The following is a 21,211-nucleotide window of genomic DNA, read 5'->3' as shown; positions in this document are numbered from 1 at the left end:
ATTTATATATATTTACTATTTTAATCTATTTTGGGATACATGGTCTGTCAATATAATATTGGACAGTTTTTATAGAACATTTCTTTATATTCCTTCGGAGTTAGATAATTCAACGCACCGTGCGGTCTGACATTGTTATACCAGTTCACATAATCAAAAAGTTCAATATTCAAATGATTGATAGCATGAAAATGAAATTGATTAATAAATTCGGTCTTCACCGCTTTAAAAGTTGTTTCAGCAACCGCATTACCATACGGACACCCTTTCATACTCAATGATCTCTGAATACCGAAGGTATCAAGCACTTCATTAATGAGATGATTATCAAATTCTTTTCCTCTGTCGGTATGAAACATCTGTACCTCCCTCAGATCATGCCTGATGGTGCTGAGAGCTGCTGAAACGAGACAACTATCTTTCCGGCGTCCTGCACTGTAGCCAACTATTTCACGGTTAAAGAGATCAATAAACAGACCTATGTAATGCCATTTTCCTGCTACCTTTACATATGTCAGGTCGCTCACAGGCACTTCCATCGGCCTTTCTCTATGGAATGCTCTGCCCAGAGCATTAGTGATATGACGTGCATTTGACTGAGCCGGAAAGGCTCTTTAACGCAAGGATGTATAGGTGGATACAAGATTCTGGTTTTTCATGATACGGCCAATCCGTCTCCTGGAAACCTTAAGTCCCTGTTTTTCTAAATGAATCTTGATTCTTCTCGTGCCAAAACAATGCCGGTTTGTATTGAAGATCTGAATGATTTTCTCAGTGACATCTCCGTCGGGATGCTCTTTTTCTCTGTCAGTCAGCTTATTCACTTCATAATAGTAGGTGCTTCTGGGAATCTACAGGACTTTACACATTGCTGATACTGAATATTTCTCGGCATTCTCACGAATGACGGCTATCTTCGTCCCATAATCAGCGCTGCTTGCTTTAAAATGTCGTTCTCCATCTTCAGCTGCTGGTTCTCTTTACGTAATTTTTTCAGTTCCTTCTCTTCATCGCTCAGATTGTCATTGTGCTGAAATGACCCGGTGTATTGATGCTGTTTGATCCATTTTCCTAATGCCGAAGGCGTCAGCTCATATTCACGTACAATTTCATTTCTAGGTTCACCACTCTCATAAAGTTTGACCATCTGTAACTTGAATTCAGGACTGAAGCTTCTTCTTTCTCGTGACATAAATAAAATCGCCTACTTTCTTAGATTAACAATATCTATTCACATAGAAATTGTCCAACTAAGTGTAGACGATTCAGTTATGCCGAAGACAAATGGGTAGTTCTGGAAGAAAAAACATGAACGAAATATTGCCAGAGATGAAGAGGTAATAGAAGCATTAAGTGAATTAGGTGTTAAAGTTATTGTTGTCTGGGAATGTGGTCTCGGAAGCAAAGTGATTAATGAAACACTTGAAGATCTGTATGACATGATTATTGAAGAAAATGATGAAGAAGATAAATTACGTGACTTCTTTTTGAGTGATGATTGAGGATAGTCTTAACTAATCATTATATTATATAATCCTGAAAAAAAAGAGAATTCTTGCAGACTTTGCAGGAATTCTCTTTACTGTTTTAGCAATTGATAATCTCGCAATTAAAAAGCGAGGTTATTGTATTGAATAATGAAGAAATGATGGCTGCTGTCAAATATCACCGAGAGAATTTAGGCTTTAACTCTTCTGAAGTAGCAGCGGCGATTGGATATGATGTCTCTAAATATTCAAGACTAGAAAATAATAAGCAACCGATTTTAGCGATAGAGTTGTATCAAATATCTAGGCTATTTAATATGACACTAAAAGAGTTGATTATTATACCTACAAGGAAAAATTTATACTAGTTAAGATTTAATCGTCACTATTATACGTTTACAATAAAAAATCCTCTGTTTAACATAATCTGAAGCAGATTTTAAGATAGTTATTGATAAAACTGCTTTTATAGAAGATTAACAAATTATTGGTTATCATAAAATTCTTCTTATATGCTCTCTCAAATTTTTATTAAGTTGTATAAGTATTTCTTATCCAACCAAAAACACTGCTTTGTTATCATCTGCCCGTCAGGCATTTTAACCTTGTCAGATGCATTGCGTCCTTTCGGTCTTAAGTGACAGACTGGATTATCCTTTGCACCTGGCAGGTTATTTTTTATGCCTCTTTTTGTCTCTTCTAGAATTACACCTTCATTTAGCACACGTTGTGTCTCCTGATAGAATGCTTTCAGCTCATTCTCTATCACTGCTGCAGGCATGTTCCACAGTCTGATGGATCTGAAGACATTCTCATCCGCTTCATTTTTCTGGAAGATAATGAACAGCCATTTTGTCTCCTCGAACTTCTCTCTTAATGAACTCTGCTCAAACGGCACTGTCGCATATTCCTCGAAGTCTATATTCTCGAACGACATATGCTCTTTAGGTTGACCATCTTCTCTCAGAGTTATGGTCTTGAACTTGATATTATACTTCTCAAATTCTTCGATTTTAGACAGATCCGTCCCTTTGATTCCCAGCATCGCACTGATTAGATTCGCTACGCGTGCTTTGCCTGATGAGAGTGTGATGCTTTCCTGTGCTGCAATCTCCTTGTCAGTCATACCGTAGTAAGGGCTAAACTTCTCTGCCAGTACTTCCTCAATGGATTTCTCAGCGATTTCTTTGGAAGAGGAGATTCTCACCAGGTGTTCTTCTGTAATCAGTTTACGCACCAGTGTGCTCATATAACCCTGCTTGATGGAGTAGGCGCGTTGCTTTGCTAGAACTGGACTGAAGGGTTGTTCGCGCATGGAAGAGGCATTGGCACCTTTTGTGCAGGCCCCTAGAATCAGGGTGTCACCTTCAGAAATCAGATGTGCTTCGCCGTTCATTATCTTATCATGGATGACCTGCCAGTCCTGTTTGACGATAGCCAGGTCTTCAGCAGGGAACTCGAACAGGTCAACCTTGGCTATCTGCGTATTGTGTGCATCCATCTTACCGTCTGCATTCTTCAGATACTCATAGAAGAATAAGAGGATACGGGCATTCTTCGTCCAGTAGCTGGATGTATAGAAATCTCTCTCAGCTTCCTTGGTGTAGTTGATGATATTAAGGACGAGACGTTCCTTTGCTTTGAGCTTGCCGCTTTTCATCCGCGTGAAGCCTGTCGCTTTCAGTTCGATGCCGACATCAGCGAAATCAGGCTCAGCATTTGAATTGATATCATAACCGAAGTAACTCTTCTCGATGATATGACCCACTTTGCCTTTGACATTGGTATTTTCCAGCATATTCTCTTTATCAATCTCATACAGATATTTACCTTCCGCTTCTTTAGCGTATTCAAATAATTCAGCTTCACTATTATAATAGAATGGAATTATCATAAAGTCTTCGCCTTTCACTAAATAATTGGTAACATGAGATTTTTTGTGAAAACTAGATGTTGGCAAACCTTTCATCATGATTCATCCGCTTTTTATGGTAAGATTCTTAAATAATCTTTAATCCAATTTTTAAAAATATCAACGTTATTATCTAAATCGTAAAGAAAATCAGAGTGAACTAAAGTTGATCCCCGCCTTTTTTTACTTTGCATAAATGGTAATATTTTCGCACTGGCTGTCCTTGCGCTAGTAATTAAATAATCATTTCGATAAAAAGTTGAATAGCTGCTATGTGCATTAAATCTATTGTTTTGAGTGGCATAAAAGTCACTCAATGCTCCTACATATTCTCTAGCAAATTTAAAATCTAGGAAATTATAATATTTACATTCTACAGTTAAAAATATAAATATCTGAGGTGTATTATGAGAAATAAGTGAAATATCGAATTCATGAGATTGATTAGAATGCCCACAATATTTTATATCAGTATGAAGTTCGTAATCAATTCCATTTTTGCTAAATGAAACATAAGAAAAATTATCACTAGATAGGTTTCCAGGTGCCTTTCTTAGTCGGAAGACATTACCACGTTGTATGTGGTTAAGTCTAATAGCTGAAATGTTAGCCGCTCCTTTTTCTTCATCAATTGCTTTTACAATTAAAGCATAAATATAAAATTCAAATGTGATATGCTGTTTGTTACTCCTTACCAACCTTAAAGTTCTATTGTTGCTAGCACCAATATTTCTTAATATATTTCTGACACGACGACGTCTTTCATTATTATTCATTTTTCAAAAATCTCCTAAATTCATCTAAATCTTTCTTTATTTTACCGAAATCATATCTATTCTCTTCCTCAATCTCTTCAAATCCTTCAATGGAAATAATTAACTTATCATTAATTTCATTGTTATTTTTAAAATTTATACTATTCATTATTTCAGTTGCTTCAGTTAAATAAATTTGAGGTTTTATAAAATTCAACTCAATGAAATTTATAAAGTACTCATCAATATTCGGCTTTAAAAGTTTCTTGTTCGTTGATTCATCACTATGTTTCTTAATACTAGATTTCGAGGAAGATTTGTTCTTTGTACCATCGTTATGTTTCTCTGATGACGCCTGTTCCATTAAACTATATTCTTCGTAAAATTTAAGAGCTAGTTCGACACCCATTTGTTCGCTTATAATTTCTAAATAAGTATTGACTATAGAATCATTATTTATTTTCATACATAATCCCCTTTTATATATATTATAACTAATAATGTATATTTTTACATTAAAAACATAATAAAATAACCTACTTTTTGAAAAAAGTAGGCTTAAAATAAATTCAATTGTGTGGCTTCATCTGGATACTCAGCTTCAATATTCTCGATCTCATTACCCAACCGCGTGATGAGCGGTACAACAAGGGCATTCCCCATGCAGAAGAAACGCATCTTGTCCGGCATTGTATCCGTCCAGTTGTCAGGGAAACCGTTCAGACGTTCTGCTTCTACAGGTGTCAGTGTTCTATAGCCTCTCTCGTCTTTGATCAGATGTGTGCTGCGGTTGATGCTCGATTCACTGGTCAGCATGGTTCTGGCAGGGGAGTCCAGCGCATCTGTCTCTGACATACCGCCTTCACTGAAGGTATACTTATGGCCGTCTTTTGTCGTTCTCTCTATCTTCTTCGCGCCTCTCAGATATTTGAACTTCTCGACTTTCTCATCTGACAGGTAGTACTTCTCATCAATATCTTCTTCCAGAATCTCACCGAGTGTTGTCGGCGTTTCATAACGCGGGACTGTGTGGGCCGTATAGACTTCACCGCTGCGCATATAGCCTGATGGGTGGAAGGTATAGGAGAAGTTATCGGAGATCTCCACGATATCCTCCGACAGTCTGACGGTGCTCACGCGGTTCTTATAGATTTCATCAGTGATCGGAAAGGCTTTTGCGAAGAAACCGTCTTTGAAGACAATGTCTTCTGCTGATTTCTTGAAGATAGATTTAGCATAGTGATTTTCTCTTCTGTAACCGAAGATGAATACACGGCGTCTTTTCTGAGCATTACCATAATCAGCGGCATTGATAACACGCCATTCAATGTCATAGCCTAATTCATTTAATGTCGAGAGCATCACGGCAAAATCCCGACCGCGCTGAGAAGCGGGGGATTTCAGCAGCCGGTCAACGTTCTCAAGCAGGATATATTTCGGCGCGACGTTCTGAATAAATCTCGCTATCTCCCAGAAGAGTACACCTTTCTTCCCTTGAATCCCCAGTTCCCCGCTTAATGATCTCGCAACAGAATAGTCCTGACACGGGAAGCCACCGACAATCATATCGACATTCGTGCTAGCCATCTCATGATTCGTGACCTGAGTAATATCCTGATTGCTGTGTATACCAGTCGTAAAATTATGGGTATAACAATCATAAGCATGTTGCACACGGCGAGAAGGTTCCCATTGATTAGCCCAAGTAATCTCGAACATCTTATTCTCTGTATTCTCAAGGCCGATACGGAAACCTCCGACCCCGGCAAACATCTCGGCAACTTTAAGCTTTTTCATCAAGGGACCTCCTTTATATTTAACTAATTTATATTACCAGAAATCATGCTTTAATCATACCGAACGATCGTTCGCATTTCAAGTGATAATCAAGATGAAGAGGTGATATTATATGAAGAAAAGTGATTATCCGTCAGCGAGAAGCTATAATATGTCGCGTATCCGTGGGAAGAACAGTAAGCCGGAGGAGATAGTGAGAAGTTATCTCTTCAAACGAGGATTCAGATATCGCAAGAACTACAAGGAACTGCCAGGTTCGCCGGATATCTATCTGCCAAAATACAAGACGGCTATATTTGTCAACGGCTGCTTCTGGCATGTCCATGACTGCGGTAAGTTCAATATGCCGAAAACGAATCAGGAGTTCTGGAAAGCGAAATTTGAACGGAATATCGCACGGGACGAGCGAAACATAGAGGCACTGAAGGAGATGGGAATCAACGTTATCGTCATCTGGGAATGCGGACTCGGCAGCGAAGTAAGGGAAGAGACCTTGGAAGACCTGGTTGAGATGATAAAATCAAATGACGATGATCAAAGGCTCAGGGAGTTCTTTCTGAGCTGTGACTGGGGATAGCATTAACATACTATTATATAATACAATCCTGATTAAAAGAGAATTCTTGCAGACTTTGCAGGAATTCTCTTTACTGTTTTAGCAATTGATAATCTCGCAATTAAAAAGCGAGGTTATATTATTGGATAATGCTGAAATTATGCAAGCAATCAAATACCACCGGGAGAATCTAGGTTTCACCTCATCAGAAGTGGCAGCTGCAATAGGCTATGATGTTTCTAAATATTCAAGACTCGAAAACAACCATCAGCATATCACAGCAGTGGAACTCGTTAAAATCAGTAAGCTGTTTAAAATGTCTATCGATGATCTGATAGTTATCCCTTCAAAGAAAAGAGCACGACACTATAGATAAACTCCTGAAAGATGGCCAATTGAACCGGCTTTTTTTATGTTTTCTTACAGACCTCTGAATTATAACAACTTTGTGAACTATTTAACAAACTTGTTGATAAACTATATTTTAGATATATAATTGAAGTATAAAATATATATCAAGGAGGTAGTTACAATGATTAAATGGTTCCAAACAAACATCATCGCCCGCGTCATTCTTTTAATTGCACGTCTTTATCTTGGTTATGGCTGGCTGATGAGCGGTCTGCACAAATTCACTGACGGCTTCGATGCATCCGGCTTCCTGCACAAGGTCATTGAGTCACCTGTCATGAGCATGTCCGGCACTGCACAGTACCCGAATTTCGTCGCTTTCCTGGAGCACTTTGTTCTGCCGCAAGCGGGTCTTATTAATTTCCTCATCCCATTCGCAGAGGTAACAATCGGTATTATGCTGATCATCGGGCTGTTCACACCGATTGCAGCGTTGATCGGTATATGCATGAACTTCCTGTTCCTGTTCGCGGGTGCAGTGACGGTCAATCCGCTGTACATCTTGCTGGGTCTGATTATTTTCATCAGCGGCTTCAATGCCGGCCGCTGGGGTGTCGATTTCTTTGCACGACATGCATTCGACAATCCGTTCTTCCGTTTCTTCAACTATACGAGAGAATCACTTGACGGCGTCAATCATCGTTAATAACTGAAACCCAGGCTCAGCCTGGGTTTTTTATTATATCTGAGTGATTACTTTTCAATAGAATAACTGCACCTTAAAGTTTCCTTAAAAATAGGTTGCTAAGCTTATCGGATTTGATATTCATCCTATAATGATAGTAATAGGAGGGGATGACAATGGGTTTATTTGATCAGTTAATGGGAAATTCCAGTGAACAGAATCCGCAGGAAGTACAGAATGAGTTTGAAAGTTATTTGCTGCCCGATGAAGTGGTGGAGGCAAGTTTCATTCTGATTCGTGATCTATTTGTCTTTACGGACAAACGTATTCTGATTGTGGATAAGCAGGGACTCTCGGGTAAGAAGATTGAGTTCATCACTGTGCCTTATAAGTTCATCCGTGCGTTCAGTGTAGAGAATGCCGGCAGATTTGATATTGATGCTGAGCTCAAGCTGTACGTCGCGGGGATGCCGGCACCGCTTATTAAATTATTTGATAGCAAGACAGATATCACTGCACTGCAGCAGCTGATTTCCAGACACGTGCTGTAAGTGTGAGTTTAACGACAGATCTTAGTATCTGTCGTTTTTTGCTAGTATGATGACGGTTTTAAAATCTGGAATAAAGTTAAGGGAAGGGGTTATTAGATGACTTATATAGCAGGTATTGATTTTCTGAACACTAAGCTGTCACCTTTTGTTCAAGTTAAGAATGAGTACCGGATCAGATTCAGAATCGAGGCACTTTCTATAGATGCTTTTAAAGAGCTGCTTGAGCAAGTATCTTCAGAATTATCGACGCTGGTCTTTACAAAAAAGCTGGAATCTTATGGGCCAGTAAAGACGTTTGATTTACATCGTTATATCAGAATCTCTAGCTGGATGGAACTGCCTTGTGCAATTGACCGGCTTTACTTTGTAAGGGTGCAGCATATTCAAAGAGAGGACATCATACAGCTATATCGGGCGTATAGACGGAAGAAGTCTATGCCGCTTCTTATGTACTTTTATAATGAGCAGACTGTTATGAGATTTAGTCCTATCAATCTGGATGTTATTTCTGATGATATTGACCTCATTGCTGAACTTAAACGTTGCTTTGCTCAGAGGGTTACAGAATTTGATGGTCTGCCTGTGATATCGGAGGAAGAATGGATGGATTGAGGACACAGGATGCTCATCCAATCCGCACTTTTAAGCACAGTTTGTCTATTTTAGTCACTTTTTCTCTACGTCTCAAGTCCTATTTTTGGAATTTTTTACTGTTTATGCTTTACATCGATTTACGCTCATGTTAATTTAATGTTACAAATATATTACAAACAGAAATATTAATGTAACACTTTGTAATGAAATAACCTGCAATGGCCTTCTGTTTGTAATATATTTGTAAAAAATAGTCAGGAGATGTTTAACATGAAAAACTCAATCATCAAATTAGGACTTGCCTCAACAGTATTACTTGGATCAGCGGCTGGCCTGGTTCATCCGGCTGAAGCACACGCAGCTACGCAAGCAATGATACCTTATTACAAATGGAAAGGCTACACGGGTTACAGCGCTAGCTATGTGCTCGACAAAAACTTTGTGAATGCAGTGAAATATGGTAACGTCATAATCAACGGTATGAAAGTAGACGCAAAAGCAATGGTGACTGAAGCTGACCGTGTCAACAGCGTCAAAGCAGAAAAGATGTTCGAAAAAAATAAGACAGCTTCTAAATACGTTGCCACTCAATTTGATACATTCGCACTGAAAACAGGTAAAGGTGCAGTATACTTCATGGAAATGCCTGTCCAGCAGAACAAAGTATCCATGAAAGAAGTGACGAAAGCTTATGGTAAAGCTTCAGAAGTTCTTTACGGCAGCAACAAGGGCCAGACAGAAACAGCTTACACTGTAACAGCTAAAAACGGTGTACACACGACCTTCTATTTCGATAATAAAAATATGCTGACTAAAATTCAGTTCATGAACTAATCATGATTGAGCCGCTCTTCTTGTGAGAAGGGTGGTTTTTTATTTCTTCCATTATTTTATAGCTAATCCAATATTGTTATATTACAATTAAAGGGAATAGGATAATAAGGGGGAAGGATATGGTTAAACCTGAAGAAGAAAGAGAACGTTTAGTGCAGAAAGAACTCAATGCAGGTAACAGTCTGCGGAATGGTGTGGAGGATAATCAGCTGCATCAGCTGACGGGTGGTATGAGTACCGGGCAGCTGGGAATCATTATTTTATTGCTGCTTATTGTCATATTGACGGGTTGGATTATTTTTTAAATAAGGAGATAAGGGGAACGGTGATGAAAAGACAACTAGGATTTATCATTGCAACTGGATTATTACTTAGTGCCTGCAATAGTAATGATACCGAGTCGAAGAAGAATCAGAGTGATGTAAAGGTATCCGATAAAACTGAAAAGGAAAGACTGACAACGGAAATAACGACTGAAATACCGACGACAGAAGAGACAAAAAGTATTGAAAAAACGATTGATATCAATTCAGTTGCCTTTAAAAACAGCTTCGTGCAAGAATCAGGTGAAGGTTATCAAGGTATTGAACCGGATCTAACATATGCTGAAGTTAAAAATAAACTCGGCAAATATAACAGTACTAGCGATTTCGCAGGAGGTCTGAATTTCAATTTTGGTAGTTACGCACTTATATTTGATGGAGTGACAGCTGAAAATGAACTCACTGATCAATCTAAAGTTAAATATGTTTACATTACACCAGATCAACAGAAGGACTTAGCTGCATTTTCTGAAGTATGGGGTGAAAAAAGTGATTATGCGAGTCTTCCCCCAAGTGGTGCAGCTTCAATTAATTACTATGATGTTGATGGAAAACGCATTAACGCAGTGGTCGCTAACGGCCAAGTAATTATGGTGACAAAACATGATATTCAGAAAATTACTAATGGAAAAAACGAATCAGCAGAAGTCAGATTTAATAATGGAAAAACACATCTCATATATCCTAAGATTGATACTTATGAGTATGGCCAAGTAATATTGACGAATTCATTCAACATCTACGGCTTTCATGCTGGAGATCCTATAGGTGACTTAATCACTACATTAGGCCAACCTGATGAAACTATTGAAGATGATCTTGGTACTACTTATCAGTATGACAACTTTGCAGTGACAGTTAAGGACGACAGAATCTACCGATATTTATTAAATGTTAAAGAAGAGCAGCTTAATCCAGATATCCAATCTATCTGGCAAGTGACATCTGAGGATACACAGAGTGAACTAGCGCGTTTCGATGGTAATAAGACCAATGGATTTTATGTAGAAGTCAATCCTGACATGGGACCAGGTGGTGGCATTGATTCTATAGCCATAATTGGCGAGAATTATCAAAGCCCTGAGGTGGGACCGCCCGATAATGAGACTTTGAGTAAGGAAACTATTTTAAGTGAAGATTTTGCCTATTCTGTACTTAGTAACGAATATGATATCGGTGGTTACCACGCTGGAGATGTTGCGAGTAAAGAAGATATTATCGAAGCAGCAGGCACCCCCGATGATGAAGGTGAGAGTTCTGTGGAATATGGTCCTGCAAGTGCCATGTTCTTGGATGACAAAATAGAAACTATTTCAATCAATGTATCAAGTGTCGGGCTCACTATAGATGAGATTCGTTCAGCATGGGGATATGAATACAAAATTATTGATAGTGAGAATGGTAACTACACTGTTTATGATATGGATAAAACAAATGGTTATCATGTAGAGATTCTTTCCACTGGAATTAATGATGATGTTCAATCTATCATCATTCATGGTCAAGATTATGAAATTAATCATCTATGGTGGGGAGTATAACTGAAGGGTTTTAATGTCATGAATCGCGCAACGAGGGTTGTGTGGATAATGGTAATAGTTGATATAAAATTTCTAATCAAAAATTTTATTGATATAATAATTGATGATAATAAATTGTGTAAAACTAATTAATGATTCAAGTAATGATAGAACCGCACCTTTTTTATATGCGATATAAATGCAAAAGACAATATGCTATTACCCTTTCTGTCACACAAATATAATATAGAATGAATAGTGTTCTTGATATAATAATCTCACTCATATGGCAGATGAGAAGTACAGACATAGATGAAGTATTATTATAATGATAGGGGAACGGATATGCCGTATTTTGAATTTTTAATTGCAGTCAAAAAGAAAGATATGAAAATGATTGATGAAATTCTGGATACAGAACTTTATAGTTCGGTTGTCAGCGTGGAAGGTGTACGTCGTAATCTGGATAGAGCAGATTTTCTGGATTTAATTGAGAATAAAATCAATATCACCGATCACTGGGATTTCGATATCGTCTATAAGACCAATGTGCGTGATCGAATACTGGCCTTTATCGAAGTGCATCGTGAGAAGGACGGTAAAGGCGGCAAGCGCGAGAAAGTGGTCTGGTTTATGACATTTCATAAGCGAGGCGACGGATACAAGCTGGTACGGCTGTATGCGGAAGAACTGATATAAGCAAAGAAACAAGATTTCTGTCTCTGACAGAAATCTTGTTTTTTTGTTCTGGCCTTAAAAGTTGATCGCCTGGACGAAGAATTTGGAGTGCTGATAATGGTAGGTCAGTTTGGAATAGTCAAAGGGTTCACCCGTCCCGAGGTAAACGACCTGTTCGACAAAGAGGGCGGGCGCCCCTGCGTGTAGCTGCAGTTTCTCACCCTGCTCCTCATTTAATGTATCCACATGGAGATAGATATCAGCAAAACTGATATTGAGCTTCAGCCCTTCTGTTAGATAATTGAAGATGGAGCCTTCAGCTATTTCATTGTTCAGATAGGTGACAATCTTTTTAGGGAAGTAGGATGCTTCGATACAGAGACGGTTGCCGTCGATATCCCGTAAGCGTTCGACGTAATAGACTTCATCCTCCTCACTGAGCTTCAGGTTCAGCATGACTTCCTCAGTCGGTTTCATCAGTTCTAATTTGAGCAGCTGTGTCGTGACGGCAAAGTCCTTCAGCTCTTCTGTGAATCCTCTGTTCGTCAGTAAACTGACGTAGCCTTTTCTTCTCTGGCGTCTGACGAAGACACCACTGCCTCTTTGCTGGAAGATAGCCCCTTTTTTCTCCAGGATATCCATCGCCTTGATGATCGTACTTTTACTGACTTGGTAGTGGGCGGCATAGGATTCTACACTGGACAGTCTGGTCCCTTGTGCGAGTTCATTGTCATGAATATATGCTTCGATATCTTCGACAATCTGTTCATATTTCTTCATAGCAAGCAAATCCTCATCTCATAGTAATGATTTTATTATACATGAAATAGCAGGTCATGATTTGATTAATTATACCGGTACAATTATAATATAACTGTATAATTATTTGGAGGAGGAACGACTATGACTCAATTACCACAGGATTTTCTATGGGGCGGTGCACTCGCTGCTCATCAGTTCGAGGGAGGATGGGACCAAGGCGGGAAAGGGCCTTCTGTTGTGGATGTCCTGACTGCAGGGGCACATGGCGTGCCGAGACGTATCACTGAGCGTGTGGAACCGGATGAGTTCTATCCGAATCATGAAGCGATTGATTTCTATTCCAACTACAAGGAGGATATTGCCTTATTCGCTGAGATGGGTCTTAAAGTGCTGCGCACGTCGATCGGCTGGACACGCATCTTCCCTAAAGGTGACGAAACAGAACCGAATGAGGAGGGCCTTCAGTTCTATGATGATGTCTTTGACGAGCTCTTGCAGCATGGCATCAAACCGGTGATCACGCTCAGTCATTTTGAGATCCCTCTTCACCTGGCGCAAGAATACGGTGGCTTCCGCAGTCGTGAAGTCGTCGATTTCTTTGCGCGCTTTGCAGAAGTGGTATTTGAGCGCTATAAAGATAAAGTGGAATACTGGATGACTTTCAATGAAATCAACAATCAGATGGATGTCAATAACCCGCTATTCCTCTGGACGAATGCAGGCATTCAAGTGAAGGAAGATGAAAATGCGAGAGCCGTCATGTATCAGTCAGCCCATCATCAGCTGCTGGCGAGTGCCAGAGCCGTGCAGATCGGCCGGCGTATCAATCCTGACTTCAAGATCGGGGCGATGGTCTCCCATGTACCGGTCTATCCGTTCTCCTGTCATCCTAAGGATATTATGGCTGCTGAGATTGCGAACCGCGAACGATTCTTCTTTCCGGATGTTCAGGTCAGAGGGAAATATCCGGCATATGCACTGAAGGAACTGGAACGTCTAGGGATCAGTCTGCCGATTGAAGAGGGGGATGAAGAAATCCTGGCTGATGGGACTGTTGATTACTTAGCCTTCAGCTATTACATGTCAACGACTGTCAAGCATGACGTGCAGCAGAACAACACAGGAGATATTATTAACGGGGGTCTGCCGAACGGTGTGAAAAATCCGCATATCGGTGCTTCTGACTGGGGCTGGGCGATTGATCCGGACGGCCTGAGATATACATTGAATACCCTCTATAATCGTTATCAGATTCCCTTGTTCATTGTTGAGAACGGCTTCGGTGCAGTGGATGAGATTGTGGATGGTCAGATTCATGATGAGGCACGGATTGAATATTTCAGAAGTCATATTGAAGCGGTTAAAGCGGCTGTTAATGAAGATGGCGTTGACTTAATAGGTTACACGCCTTGGGGGATTATTGATGTTGTCTCATTCACGACAGGTGAGATGAAGAAACGTTACGGCATGATCTATGTCGACCGTGACAACGAGGGCAATGGCACAATGAAGCGGATGAGAAAAGACTCCTTCAGCTGGTATAAGAAAGTGATTGAGTCTAACGGGACAGTACTATAAAAGGGTCGAATATCACAGTCTGACACCCCTGAAGTTGAAGCTTCAGGGGTGTCAGACTGTGCATTCTCTTATTTACAGCCGTCGCTGCTGCATCGTTTACCGATACCGTTCAGCTGATTGACGATCAGAAGTTCTCCGGCATCTTCCGCTGTCAGGTAGCTGCCCGTTTTAACGACTTCGCCGTCCAGCAAGGTGATGGGTAAAGACTCTGTCTCCATCAGTGTGCGAATAGCTGGACTGAAGGCATCCGGCTGTTCATGGATATCAAAATGTTCGACTTTGATCTGATTCTGTTCAAGCCGGCTGATGGTCATCGCAATAGTGAAGCGGTCACTGTCGGAAAGCTGAGAGACATCCTCATAAATAGTCAGCATACAATCACTCCTTTATCATAGTATACCCCTATTTTTTGCTGGAATTTCTGTCTGAATGGTGAATTTTCAGCCGAGACGTACATTCACTTCTGCCAGAAATTCTTCGAGCAGGACGATCTGCAGCTCACGTTCCAGTGCCTCCAGTCTGCCCTTTCTGCTCATCGATGCGGCATAACTGCGGATAGGGCGCTGCTCTTCTGCCAGGTAGTCAGCAAGGATATGATGTTTTGTACGGAGGCGCGGCTGAGCATTGACTTCTTCCAGCTGTTCTTCAATAGGATGTGCGTCCAGTATGCGTCTTGATACTTGTGCTTTCAGTGTGTCATAGCGATGGTAGTAGTAGTTATAAGCTGTCCGGCTTCTGTAATGAGCTTCTTTGATGGCTTTCATTTCCTGCAGCAGTTCTACAGTGTTTGACATAACAACACTCCTTTAGGTTATTTTTAACCTCTTAAATATAGCAAATCTTTCGTAGAGTGTCAACAGGTTATAAATAACCTTAATTGACTTTACGCAGAATATTCATTACGATTAATGAGAATCGGAGGTGGCATATAGATGGCTGAAAAGAATATAAATGATGACAGCGCGGCGCATTTTCTGGCTTGGTTAAGAGGAGAACAAGAAGATGCAGCATTTGAGCAGCTGACGGATAGTGAGGTGGTTCGTTTATTCGATGATTATGCGGCGCGTGGCTTTTATGAATCCTCATTTTTTGAGCAAGGTGAAAGACTGGCTGCCGCTCTGTTCAAGGCACTCGGCAATGGAGGCAGCGTACTCGATATCGGTTCTGGCAGCGGTCATTTCATTCGTCATGCTGCTATCGGTCATCGTTACCGCGGAGAGGAGCTAAGACACGACGAAGTGGTCCTCAGCCGCATTCTGATTGAGAAGGCACATGTTCAGAATGCTGAAATAGTGGAGGTGGATGCCCTGCTTAACTTCAGCAGCCGCTCCTACGATCAGGTCTTCTGTAATATGCCGTTTATCGGTCGTATCGACAGACGTTACCATCATGCACTGGCACAGCTCGCTGACTACAGTATTGAGACACGTTCTCTACCCGACTGGCTGTTTGCTATCAGAGTCGTCGAATCGCTTACTGAGACGGGTATCGGTATCGCGATTATGCGTCTGTCCTCATTGAATAATGTCAAGGACCGGGCAATCAGAATGAAGATGATTGAAAAAGGTTATATCCGTGCGGTCATCGAGCTGCCGGATCACCTGACACGGCTGTCTTCAGCAGCGATGGCGATAGTGGTATTCGACAAAAGGGCCGCAGAGACGGTGACTTTTGTAGATGCAAGACATCTAGGTCATCTGACAAATGCTCGTGAGCGCCAGTTATCAGAAGAAGACATACAATGCATTGTGCGCGCAGTGTCAGAGGAAGATGAAATGGCAGTCCAGCGTCAGGTTGAAGAAATCCGTGAAATGGACTATACACTGCGGTCTTATAGTGAACCGGCTGAAGGCGTGCAGCTGGGAGAGGTGGCCGAGGTGTTTCGCGGACGCGATATGACGAAACGTGAACTGGCAGCAGATGCGGACAAGGAGCAGGGTGGTTACCTGCTGAATCTGTCTGAACTGCAGGACGCCTATATCGAGCAGCCGAAGCAGTCACTCAGTCAGGACATGCTGAATACTCGCCGTCAGCTGTTGCTGCAATCGGGCGATATCATCCTGACAGCAAGAGGTTCTTCCTTGAAGATAACACTGGTCGATGAGCGGATCAGCCGTCAGCAGGTGATTCCGAGTTCTAATATCATGGTGGTCCGCTGTCTGAGGATGAATCCGTATTTTGTCTTTGCCTATCTGAACAGTACGGCCGGCAGGTCAAGGCTCAACCAGCTGCAGACAGGGAGCTCACTTCTGGTCCTCAGTGTCAGGAATATGCAGTCATTCACGCTGCCGGCAGAAGATGCGGCCGTTGCTGAGGAGATGGCAGCGACACTCCGGAATTATCAGCAGCTCATGCAGCAGATCGAAGCTTATCATGAACGCTTGCTGTCCATCTATCCTGAATAGACAATATCGCAGTTCAAGAATGAGCTGCGATATTTTTTAATTTAACAGTAATGACATGATATTTTACTTTGTTAATGTGATAAAGTATGATGTATAGACAATTAAATCGTACTAAACCTATTGCGGTTAAAAGAAAGGAAAATGAATGAAAAAATCTAATCTGATCATGATGATCTTTATGACAGGGGCATTCTTCACATTTTTAAATGAGACATTGCTTAACATCGCGCTGACGGAGCTGATGCATTATTTCAGCATCGATGCACCGACTGTTCAGTGGCTTGCCACAGGTTTTATGTTGGTGATGGGTATGCTCATGCCATTGTCGGCTTCACTTGTCCAGTGGTTCTCGACGCGACAGATGTTCATCGGGCTGATGAGCATCTTTCTTGTGGGCACACTGATAGCAGGCTTCGCGGTCAACTTTCCGATGCTGTTAGCAGGACGGATGATTCAGGCGGCAGGGACAGGACTCCTGATTCCGACGATCATGACCGCGATGCTGCTGTTATTTGAGCCGCATGAACGCGGCAAGGCCATGGGGAACTTCGGTCTCGTCATGATGTTTGCACCGGCAATCGGTCCGACACTGTCCGGTATTATTGTGGATTTACTGGGCTGGCGCTGGCTGTTTTTCATCGTTGTCCCTTTTGTGATCGGTTCTATACTGCTGGCACTGCGGTACCTGGAAAATGTCACAGAGGTCACAAGACCGAAGATTGATGTGCTGTCAGGCCTGCTGTCGTCACTCGGGGTCGCGAGTGTCATCTACGGCTTCAGTTCTGTCGGCACCAGTGCGGGCGGCTTCACGAATCCGGTGGTGCTCTTGACGATCATTCTTGGCACCGCTGCTCTCATTCTCTTCGGCCTGCGTCAGCAGAAGCTGGCTGAACCGCTGCTTGACCTTGCTGTGTTCAAATATGCGAACTACAGCCGCGGTATGTTCATATTTGTTGTCGTCGTCATGGCGATGTTTGCCTCCAATATCGTGATGCCGATCTATCTGCAGGGTCCGATGGCGTTCTCAGCTAAAATAGTGGGCATGATTCTTCTGCCGGGCGCACTGCTCAACGGTTTTCTGTCACCTGTCATGGGGCGCATCTTTGATAAAATCGGCCCCCGCAAAATGATTATTCCCGGTATGATAATGCTTATGCTCGTCATGCTGTTCTACTCTGTTATGCATCCTGGCATTTCAGTCGTCATCTTTATCATCGCGCATATTCTGCTGATGATCAGTATATCGATGATCATGATGCCGAGTAACACGAATGCGCTGAATGAACTGCCGAAGCGCCTTTATCCGCACGGCACTGCCATCAGCAATATGATGCAGCCATTAGCGGGGGCGATGGGCGTCTCACTTTTCATCACGATTATGACAAACGGTCAGCAGCAAGCGCTGGACGGCACCTTGAGACCGAGCGCTGCCCAGGTCAATGAGGCGCTGACAGCCGGTGTCCATCATGCCTACTGGTTTGCGACAGTCTTGATCATCGCAGGGCTGGTCATGTCGCTCTTTATTACGCGCAGTCTGCCGCCGGAAGAAAAATAGAACCTCTCATCTGAGAGGTTCTATTTTTCTATGCGCCGACTTCCCTGGCGTGTTTAACGGGGCCCGGGATATCCAGGCGGACACTGTTGATTTCTGAGAATGTGGTCACGGCATTGTTATGGACAGTGGTCTTGCTGTTCTTGAGTTTCAGGTCATTGGTGATTTTCTCGATCTGATTGTGCTTGTCGAAAGTGACAGTGATCTCATTGTGAATCTCCGGGTAAGTCTTCTTCAGACTGGTGATGGCTTTTTTATCCTCTTCGTTCTGCCCGAATACGTGCATATAGTCATCATAACCGCTGATGGACTGAGTCAATGTATGGTCCTTATATTTGGCATCTGTCATCTTCTCCAGTAATTTGAACTGTTCGCTGTAGAGAAGCGGTTTAGTCATGGAGAGGAGCTGGGAGCCGCCGAGCTTTGAGATGTCAACCCACTCGCCGTCCTTCTGAAGAATGGCTTTTTTATCATAGACATAGAATTTACCGTCTTCTTCAGCGTTTTTGACGGTCACTTCCTGATTATCATCCTCATCCTTTTTCAGTCCGAGATAACTCTGTGATTCTTTGTTGTTTTCCTTCGTCTGTGTCTTGTAGGTAGAAGCGTAGGACGTCACGTCGTCCTTCATTTCTTGTGCGGCCTTGAGCTGTGACGCTGTGTCAGTCACGTGGGTTGTCTGTTCTGGCTGACAGCCGGCCGCTAAAGCTGTGGCAAGGATGACAGCAGTTATTCTTTTGTACATAGGGAACCTCCGATATTGATAGTCTCTTTAGTATAATAACATTAATGTCTTATTCGCAACTGAAGTAGGGTATGATAGATAAAATGAAAATTCTAGGAGGCAATATGAAAGTAGCAATTATCGGTGGTGGCGTAGCCGGAACTCACGTCCTGAAGTACTTACTGAATCATAAAGGCGGCAGAAAGCTGGATATCACCGTCTTTGATGACAAGAAATATATGGGCAAGGGGCGTGCCTTTCAATATGAAGATGTGGCCATGCTGCTCAATTATCCGGCCAATCAGCTGTCCATGAAGCGCAACAAGAAGGATGATTTTATGAGATGGGTGGAAGAAAACCGCTCCGTTGAAGAAATTCAGGCGCGAGAAGGAGATCATTCGACCGCGGACGGCAATATCTACTTCTCTCGTCAGCTCTTCGGCAAATATATGACAGCACATTTTGAATCCCTTGTTGACAAAGGGAAGGTCACCGTCGTGACGCAGCATATCCGGGCCATCAGCAAACGGGCGGCAGGCTATGAACTTGAAACACAGGACCAGCAGTATCAGTTTGATCATATCTTTATGACGCCGGGACAACAGCCGGCAGAAGATCCTTATAGGCTGAAGGATACAGAGAACTTCATTTCCTGGCCTTATCCTCTTTATACACTGGACGTTGAAGCGGATAAAGGTTATGCGGTGATTGGTGCCGGCCTCAGCGGACTGGACTGTATACGTTATTTAACGAAGGAAGGCGCTAAAGTACTCGTGGCTTCTCATTCAGGGGAGGTGCAGTCCGTCCGCGGCAAGATTGTCACATTCAAGATGAAGTACTGGACCGCCGCCGCTTTCCGTAAGATCCGTAAGAAGCACCGCGATTTCATACCACTTGATAAAGTGGTGGCGCTGTTTAAGAAGGAATGTGAGCATCAAGGTGTGGACATTGCTAAGTTTTACGGGGTGTCCCGCAAAGACCCGGTGAAAGCGATGCGGTTTGACCTGAAAAATCATGAAGCCATCGGGGCACTTCAGTCCATGATTTATCAGGCGATGTTCGAAGCATCACAGATCTGGCCCTATATGACAGGCGAAGATAAAGCACGTTATCTTGAGACGTACGAGCCATTCGTGCAGCACTACTCCAATCCGATGCCGGAGCCAAGTGCAGAAGAGCTGATTGATCATATTGAAAACAACAGAGTCGTGATTAAAGCAGGTCTGAAAGCGATTGACTATAAATATCGCAAGTATCGTCTTCAGTACGAAGATGGAGCAGAGGACCGTGTTCATTACGTCATCAATGCAACGGGTCCGGCGCGGTTCATAAGTCGTACTTCGGTCAGTACGGTGCTGACAGGTCTATTGAATGACAGTCTGATAGCGGAACACCCGGACGGCGGCATACAAGTCATGCCGGGAGACGGGCGGGTCATCAGTCCGAAATACGGCGTGCTGGATGATTTTGTGATGCTGGGCCAGCTGACCGGCGGCGTCAATATGAAGAATAATGGTGTCTATGAACTCCTGCTGGAAGCACGACGTGACGTCAAAGCCTTTTTTGACCGCCTCAAGTAAGCACGCATTGAGCGTTTTTGTTGGCAGGGCTTGATTAAGGGAGAGTTGGTGCAAAAAGGGTTAATTGCACCAAGTCTAAGAAAAAGCTGGTGCAAAAACAGTTAATTGCACCAAGTCTAAGGAGAAACTGGTGCAAAAAGGGTTAATTGCCCCAAGTTTAAGGAAAAGCTGGTGCAAAAAGGGTTAATTGCACCAAGTCTAGAGAGAAGCTGGTGCAAAAAGGGTTAATTGCACCAGCTTTCCATTCTGATTGCCTTCATCTTGCATTTATTGTCGAGAAGCAGTACGATTAAAACGTTAGGCAACTAACATAATTTCATACATTCTTTCGGGGCAGGGTGGAATTCCCAACCGGCGGTCATAGCCCGCGACCCTTTATCGAATATCGATATTGGCTGATTCAGTGAAATTCTGAAGCCGACAGTTAGAGTCTGGATGGGAGAAAGAATAAGACACCATTGTAAGATGGTTTATTTGACTATGTCTTTTAATACTTACAGGGTCTTATTTGTGACACCTAAATTTAAGGCGCCCCTCGGGGCGCCTTTTTATATTGAGGAGGAGCAG

At 42.3% G+C, this 21,211-nt stretch carries 22 protein-coding genes, 1 pseudogene and 1 riboswitch; of the genes and pseudogenes, 14 read left to right on the top strand and 9 right to left on the bottom strand.

Annotation, left to right across the window (positions count from 1 at the left end; all coding sequences use genetic code 11):
* Nucleotides 1-47: 47 nt before the first annotated feature.
* Nucleotides 48-1,192: pseudogene (locus QSV55_RS08210) on the bottom strand (IS3 family transposase).
* A gap of 438 nt (nucleotides 1,193-1,630) precedes the next feature.
* Here QSV55_RS08210 and QSV55_RS08205 point away from each other — a divergent pair.
* The gene (locus QSV55_RS08205; protein ID WP_289649839.1) at nucleotides 1,631-1,855 is read left to right on the top strand and encodes a helix-turn-helix domain-containing protein; all 225 of its coding nucleotides are present in this window, start codon (nucleotides 1,631-1,633) and stop codon (nucleotides 1,853-1,855) included.
* 152 nt (nucleotides 1,856-2,007) lie between these two features.
* Here the strand turns inward: QSV55_RS08205 and QSV55_RS08200 are convergent, their stop codons facing one another.
* The 4 genes from QSV55_RS08200 to dcm form a co-directional block, all read right to left on the bottom strand.
* The gene (locus tag QSV55_RS08200; protein ID WP_289649838.1) at nucleotides 2,008-3,381 is read right to left on the bottom strand and encodes a Sau3AI family type II restriction endonuclease; all 1,374 of its coding nucleotides are present in this window, start codon (nucleotides 3,379-3,381) and stop codon (nucleotides 2,008-2,010) included.
* Between the two features lie 92 nt (nucleotides 3,382-3,473).
* Complete coding sequence (locus tag QSV55_RS08195; RefSeq protein WP_289649837.1) at nucleotides 3,474-4,175, bottom strand: hypothetical protein; 702 nt, start codon at nucleotides 4,173-4,175, stop codon at nucleotides 3,474-3,476.
* On the bottom strand, nucleotides 4,168-4,620 hold the full coding sequence (locus QSV55_RS08190) for a hypothetical protein (protein ID WP_289649836.1): 453 nt from the start codon (nucleotides 4,618-4,620) through the stop codon (nucleotides 4,168-4,170). Before QSV55_RS08190 ends, QSV55_RS08195 begins: the two co-directional genes overlap by 8 nt.
* Nucleotides 4,621-4,712: 92 nt before the next feature.
* Nucleotides 4,713-5,951 carry a DNA (cytosine-5-)-methyltransferase gene (gene dcm / locus QSV55_RS08185; RefSeq protein ID WP_289649835.1) on the bottom strand — a complete coding sequence of 413 codons (1,239 nt, stop codon included), beginning with the start codon at nucleotides 5,949-5,951 and terminating at the stop codon, nucleotides 4,713-4,715.
* A gap of 112 nt (nucleotides 5,952-6,063) precedes the next feature.
* Here dcm and QSV55_RS08180 point away from each other — a divergent pair, with 112 nt between their 5' ends.
* From QSV55_RS08180 to QSV55_RS08140, 9 genes are all read left to right on the top strand, one after another.
* A complete protein-coding gene (locus QSV55_RS08180; protein WP_289649834.1) occupies nucleotides 6,064-6,528 on the top strand; it encodes a very short patch repair endonuclease in 465 nt (154 codons plus the stop codon).
* Between the two features lie 121 nt (nucleotides 6,529-6,649).
* Nucleotides 6,650-6,883, top strand: a complete 234-nt coding sequence (locus tag QSV55_RS08175; RefSeq protein WP_289649833.1) for a helix-turn-helix domain-containing protein — start codon at nucleotides 6,650-6,652, stop codon at nucleotides 6,881-6,883.
* Between the two features lie 156 nt (nucleotides 6,884-7,039).
* Nucleotides 7,040-7,564, top strand: coding sequence for a DoxX family protein (locus QSV55_RS08170; protein WP_289649832.1), 525 nt, complete (start codon nucleotides 7,040-7,042; stop codon nucleotides 7,562-7,564).
* Between the two features lie 155 nt (nucleotides 7,565-7,719).
* Nucleotides 7,720-8,094, top strand: a complete 375-nt coding sequence (locus QSV55_RS08165; protein WP_289649831.1) for a PH domain-containing protein — start codon at nucleotides 7,720-7,722, stop codon at nucleotides 8,092-8,094.
* 96 nt (nucleotides 8,095-8,190) lie between these two features.
* Nucleotides 8,191-8,706: a hypothetical protein gene (locus QSV55_RS08160; protein WP_289649830.1), complete on the top strand. Its 516-nt coding sequence runs from the start codon at nucleotides 8,191-8,193 to the stop codon at nucleotides 8,704-8,706.
* A gap of 252 nt (nucleotides 8,707-8,958) precedes the next feature.
* Nucleotides 8,959-9,522, top strand: a complete 564-nt coding sequence (isaB, locus tag QSV55_RS08155; protein ID WP_289649828.1) for an immunodominant staphylococcal antigen IsaB family protein — start codon at nucleotides 8,959-8,961, stop codon at nucleotides 9,520-9,522.
* A gap of 119 nt (nucleotides 9,523-9,641) precedes the next feature.
* Nucleotides 9,642-9,827, top strand: coding sequence for a DUF6366 family protein (locus tag QSV55_RS08150; RefSeq protein ID WP_289649827.1), 186 nt, complete (start codon nucleotides 9,642-9,644; stop codon nucleotides 9,825-9,827).
* Between the two features lie 23 nt (nucleotides 9,828-9,850).
* Nucleotides 9,851-11,386: a hypothetical protein gene (locus tag QSV55_RS08145; protein ID WP_289649826.1), complete on the top strand. Its 1,536-nt coding sequence runs from the start codon at nucleotides 9,851-9,853 to the stop codon at nucleotides 11,384-11,386.
* Between the two features lie 324 nt (nucleotides 11,387-11,710).
* Nucleotides 11,711-12,064, top strand: coding sequence for a hypothetical protein (locus QSV55_RS08140; protein ID WP_133451617.1), 354 nt, complete (start codon nucleotides 11,711-11,713; stop codon nucleotides 12,062-12,064).
* A 54-nt stretch (nucleotides 12,065-12,118) separates the two neighbouring features.
* Here QSV55_RS08140 and QSV55_RS08135 read toward each other — a convergent pair whose 3' ends face one another.
* Nucleotides 12,119-12,823 carry a GntR family transcriptional regulator gene (locus QSV55_RS08135; protein ID WP_289649825.1) on the bottom strand — a complete coding sequence of 235 codons (705 nt, stop codon included), beginning with the start codon at nucleotides 12,821-12,823 and terminating at the stop codon, nucleotides 12,119-12,121.
* A gap of 123 nt (nucleotides 12,824-12,946) precedes the next feature.
* Here QSV55_RS08135 and QSV55_RS08130 point away from each other — a divergent pair, with 123 nt between their 5' ends.
* Nucleotides 12,947-14,383, top strand: a complete 1,437-nt coding sequence (locus QSV55_RS08130) for a 6-phospho-beta-glucosidase (RefSeq protein WP_289649824.1) — start codon at nucleotides 12,947-12,949, stop codon at nucleotides 14,381-14,383.
* A gap of 68 nt (nucleotides 14,384-14,451) precedes the next feature.
* Here QSV55_RS08130 and QSV55_RS08125 read toward each other — a convergent pair whose 3' ends face one another.
* Both QSV55_RS08125 and QSV55_RS08120 read right to left on the bottom strand, forming a co-directional pair.
* Nucleotides 14,452-14,757, bottom strand: coding sequence for an arsenic metallochaperone ArsD family protein (locus tag QSV55_RS08125; protein WP_289649823.1), 306 nt, complete (start codon nucleotides 14,755-14,757; stop codon nucleotides 14,452-14,454).
* A 66-nt stretch (nucleotides 14,758-14,823) separates the two neighbouring features.
* Nucleotides 14,824-15,177 (bottom strand): hypothetical protein, encoded by a 354-nt coding sequence (locus tag QSV55_RS08120; RefSeq protein ID WP_289649822.1) that lies wholly within the window; start codon nucleotides 15,175-15,177, stop codon nucleotides 14,824-14,826.
* Between the two features lie 138 nt (nucleotides 15,178-15,315).
* On the opposite strand from QSV55_RS08120, the gene QSV55_RS08115 reads away from it, so the two are divergent.
* Entirely contained in the window at nucleotides 15,316-16,788 is a 1,473-nt protein-coding gene (locus QSV55_RS08115; RefSeq protein WP_289649821.1) for an N-6 DNA methylase, read from the top strand.
* A gap of 145 nt (nucleotides 16,789-16,933) precedes the next feature.
* A complete protein-coding gene (locus QSV55_RS08110; protein WP_289649820.1) occupies nucleotides 16,934-18,343 on the top strand; it encodes an MDR family MFS transporter in 1,410 nt (469 codons plus the stop codon).
* A gap of 28 nt (nucleotides 18,344-18,371) precedes the next feature.
* On the opposite strand, the gene QSV55_RS08105 is transcribed toward QSV55_RS08110, so the two are convergent.
* Nucleotides 18,372-19,085 carry a hypothetical protein gene (locus tag QSV55_RS08105; RefSeq protein WP_289649819.1) on the bottom strand — a complete coding sequence of 238 codons (714 nt, stop codon included), beginning with the start codon at nucleotides 19,083-19,085 and terminating at the stop codon, nucleotides 18,372-18,374.
* A 104-nt stretch (nucleotides 19,086-19,189) separates the two neighbouring features.
* Between QSV55_RS08105 and QSV55_RS08100 the strand changes: the two genes are divergently transcribed.
* On the top strand, nucleotides 19,190-20,644 hold the full coding sequence (locus QSV55_RS08100) for an FAD/NAD(P)-binding protein (protein WP_289649818.1): 1,455 nt from the start codon (nucleotides 19,190-19,192) through the stop codon (nucleotides 20,642-20,644).
* A 320-nt stretch (nucleotides 20,645-20,964) separates the two neighbouring features.
* Nucleotides 20,965-21,095: riboswitch (FMN riboswitch) on the top strand.
* Nucleotides 21,096-21,211 lie beyond the last annotated feature (116 nt).

The organism is Macrococcus bovicus (assembly GCF_030376725.1).
Taxonomy (GTDB): domain Bacteria; phylum Bacillota; class Bacilli; order Staphylococcales; family Staphylococcaceae; genus Macrococcus; species Macrococcus bovicus.
This window is presented reverse-complemented; position numbering and strand designations above follow the sequence as displayed.

Coding starts and splice junctions, on each gene's coding strand:
- QSV55_RS08145 (WP_289649826.1), top strand. CDS start 9,851: ATGAAAAGACAACTAGGATTTATCATTGCAACTGGATTATTACTTAGT.
- QSV55_RS08195 (WP_289649837.1), bottom strand. CDS start 4,175: ATGAATAATAATGAAAGACGTCGTCGTGTCAGAAATATATTAAGAAAT.
- QSV55_RS08105 (WP_289649819.1), bottom strand. CDS start 19,085: ATGTACAAAAGAATAACTGCTGTCATCCTTGCCACAGCTTTAGCGGCC.
- QSV55_RS08120 (WP_289649822.1), bottom strand. CDS start 15,177: ATGTCAAACACTGTAGAACTGCTGCAGGAAATGAAAGCCATCAAAGAA.
- QSV55_RS08150 (WP_289649827.1), top strand. CDS start 9,642: ATGGTTAAACCTGAAGAAGAAAGAGAACGTTTAGTGCAGAAAGAACTC.
- dcm (WP_289649835.1), bottom strand. CDS start 5,951: ATGAAAAAGCTTAAAGTTGCCGAGATGTTTGCCGGGGTCGGAGGTTTC.
- QSV55_RS08100 (WP_289649818.1), top strand. CDS start 19,190: ATGAAAGTAGCAATTATCGGTGGTGGCGTAGCCGGAACTCACGTCCTG.
- QSV55_RS08170 (WP_289649832.1), top strand. CDS start 7,040: ATGATTAAATGGTTCCAAACAAACATCATCGCCCGCGTCATTCTTTTA.
- QSV55_RS08130 (WP_289649824.1), top strand. CDS start 12,947: ATGACTCAATTACCACAGGATTTTCTATGGGGCGGTGCACTCGCTGCT.
- QSV55_RS08180 (WP_289649834.1), top strand. CDS start 6,064: ATGAAGAAAAGTGATTATCCGTCAGCGAGAAGCTATAATATGTCGCGT.
- QSV55_RS08160 (WP_289649830.1), top strand. CDS start 8,191: ATGACTTATATAGCAGGTATTGATTTTCTGAACACTAAGCTGTCACCT.
- QSV55_RS08125 (WP_289649823.1), bottom strand. CDS start 14,757: ATGCTGACTATTTATGAGGATGTCTCTCAGCTTTCCGACAGTGACCGC.
- QSV55_RS08140 (WP_133451617.1), top strand. CDS start 11,711: ATGCCGTATTTTGAATTTTTAATTGCAGTCAAAAAGAAAGATATGAAA.
- QSV55_RS08135 (WP_289649825.1), bottom strand. CDS start 12,823: ATGAAGAAATATGAACAGATTGTCGAAGATATCGAAGCATATATTCAT.
- QSV55_RS08110 (WP_289649820.1), top strand. CDS start 16,934: ATGAAAAAATCTAATCTGATCATGATGATCTTTATGACAGGGGCATTC.
- isaB (WP_289649828.1), top strand. CDS start 8,959: ATGAAAAACTCAATCATCAAATTAGGACTTGCCTCAACAGTATTACTT.
- QSV55_RS08190 (WP_289649836.1), bottom strand. CDS start 4,620: ATGAAAATAAATAATGATTCTATAGTCAATACTTATTTAGAAATTATA.
- QSV55_RS08165 (WP_289649831.1), top strand. CDS start 7,720: ATGGGTTTATTTGATCAGTTAATGGGAAATTCCAGTGAACAGAATCCG.
- QSV55_RS08115 (WP_289649821.1), top strand. CDS start 15,316: ATGGCTGAAAAGAATATAAATGATGACAGCGCGGCGCATTTTCTGGCT.
- QSV55_RS08200 (WP_289649838.1), bottom strand. CDS start 3,381: ATGATAATTCCATTCTATTATAATAGTGAAGCTGAATTATTTGAATAC.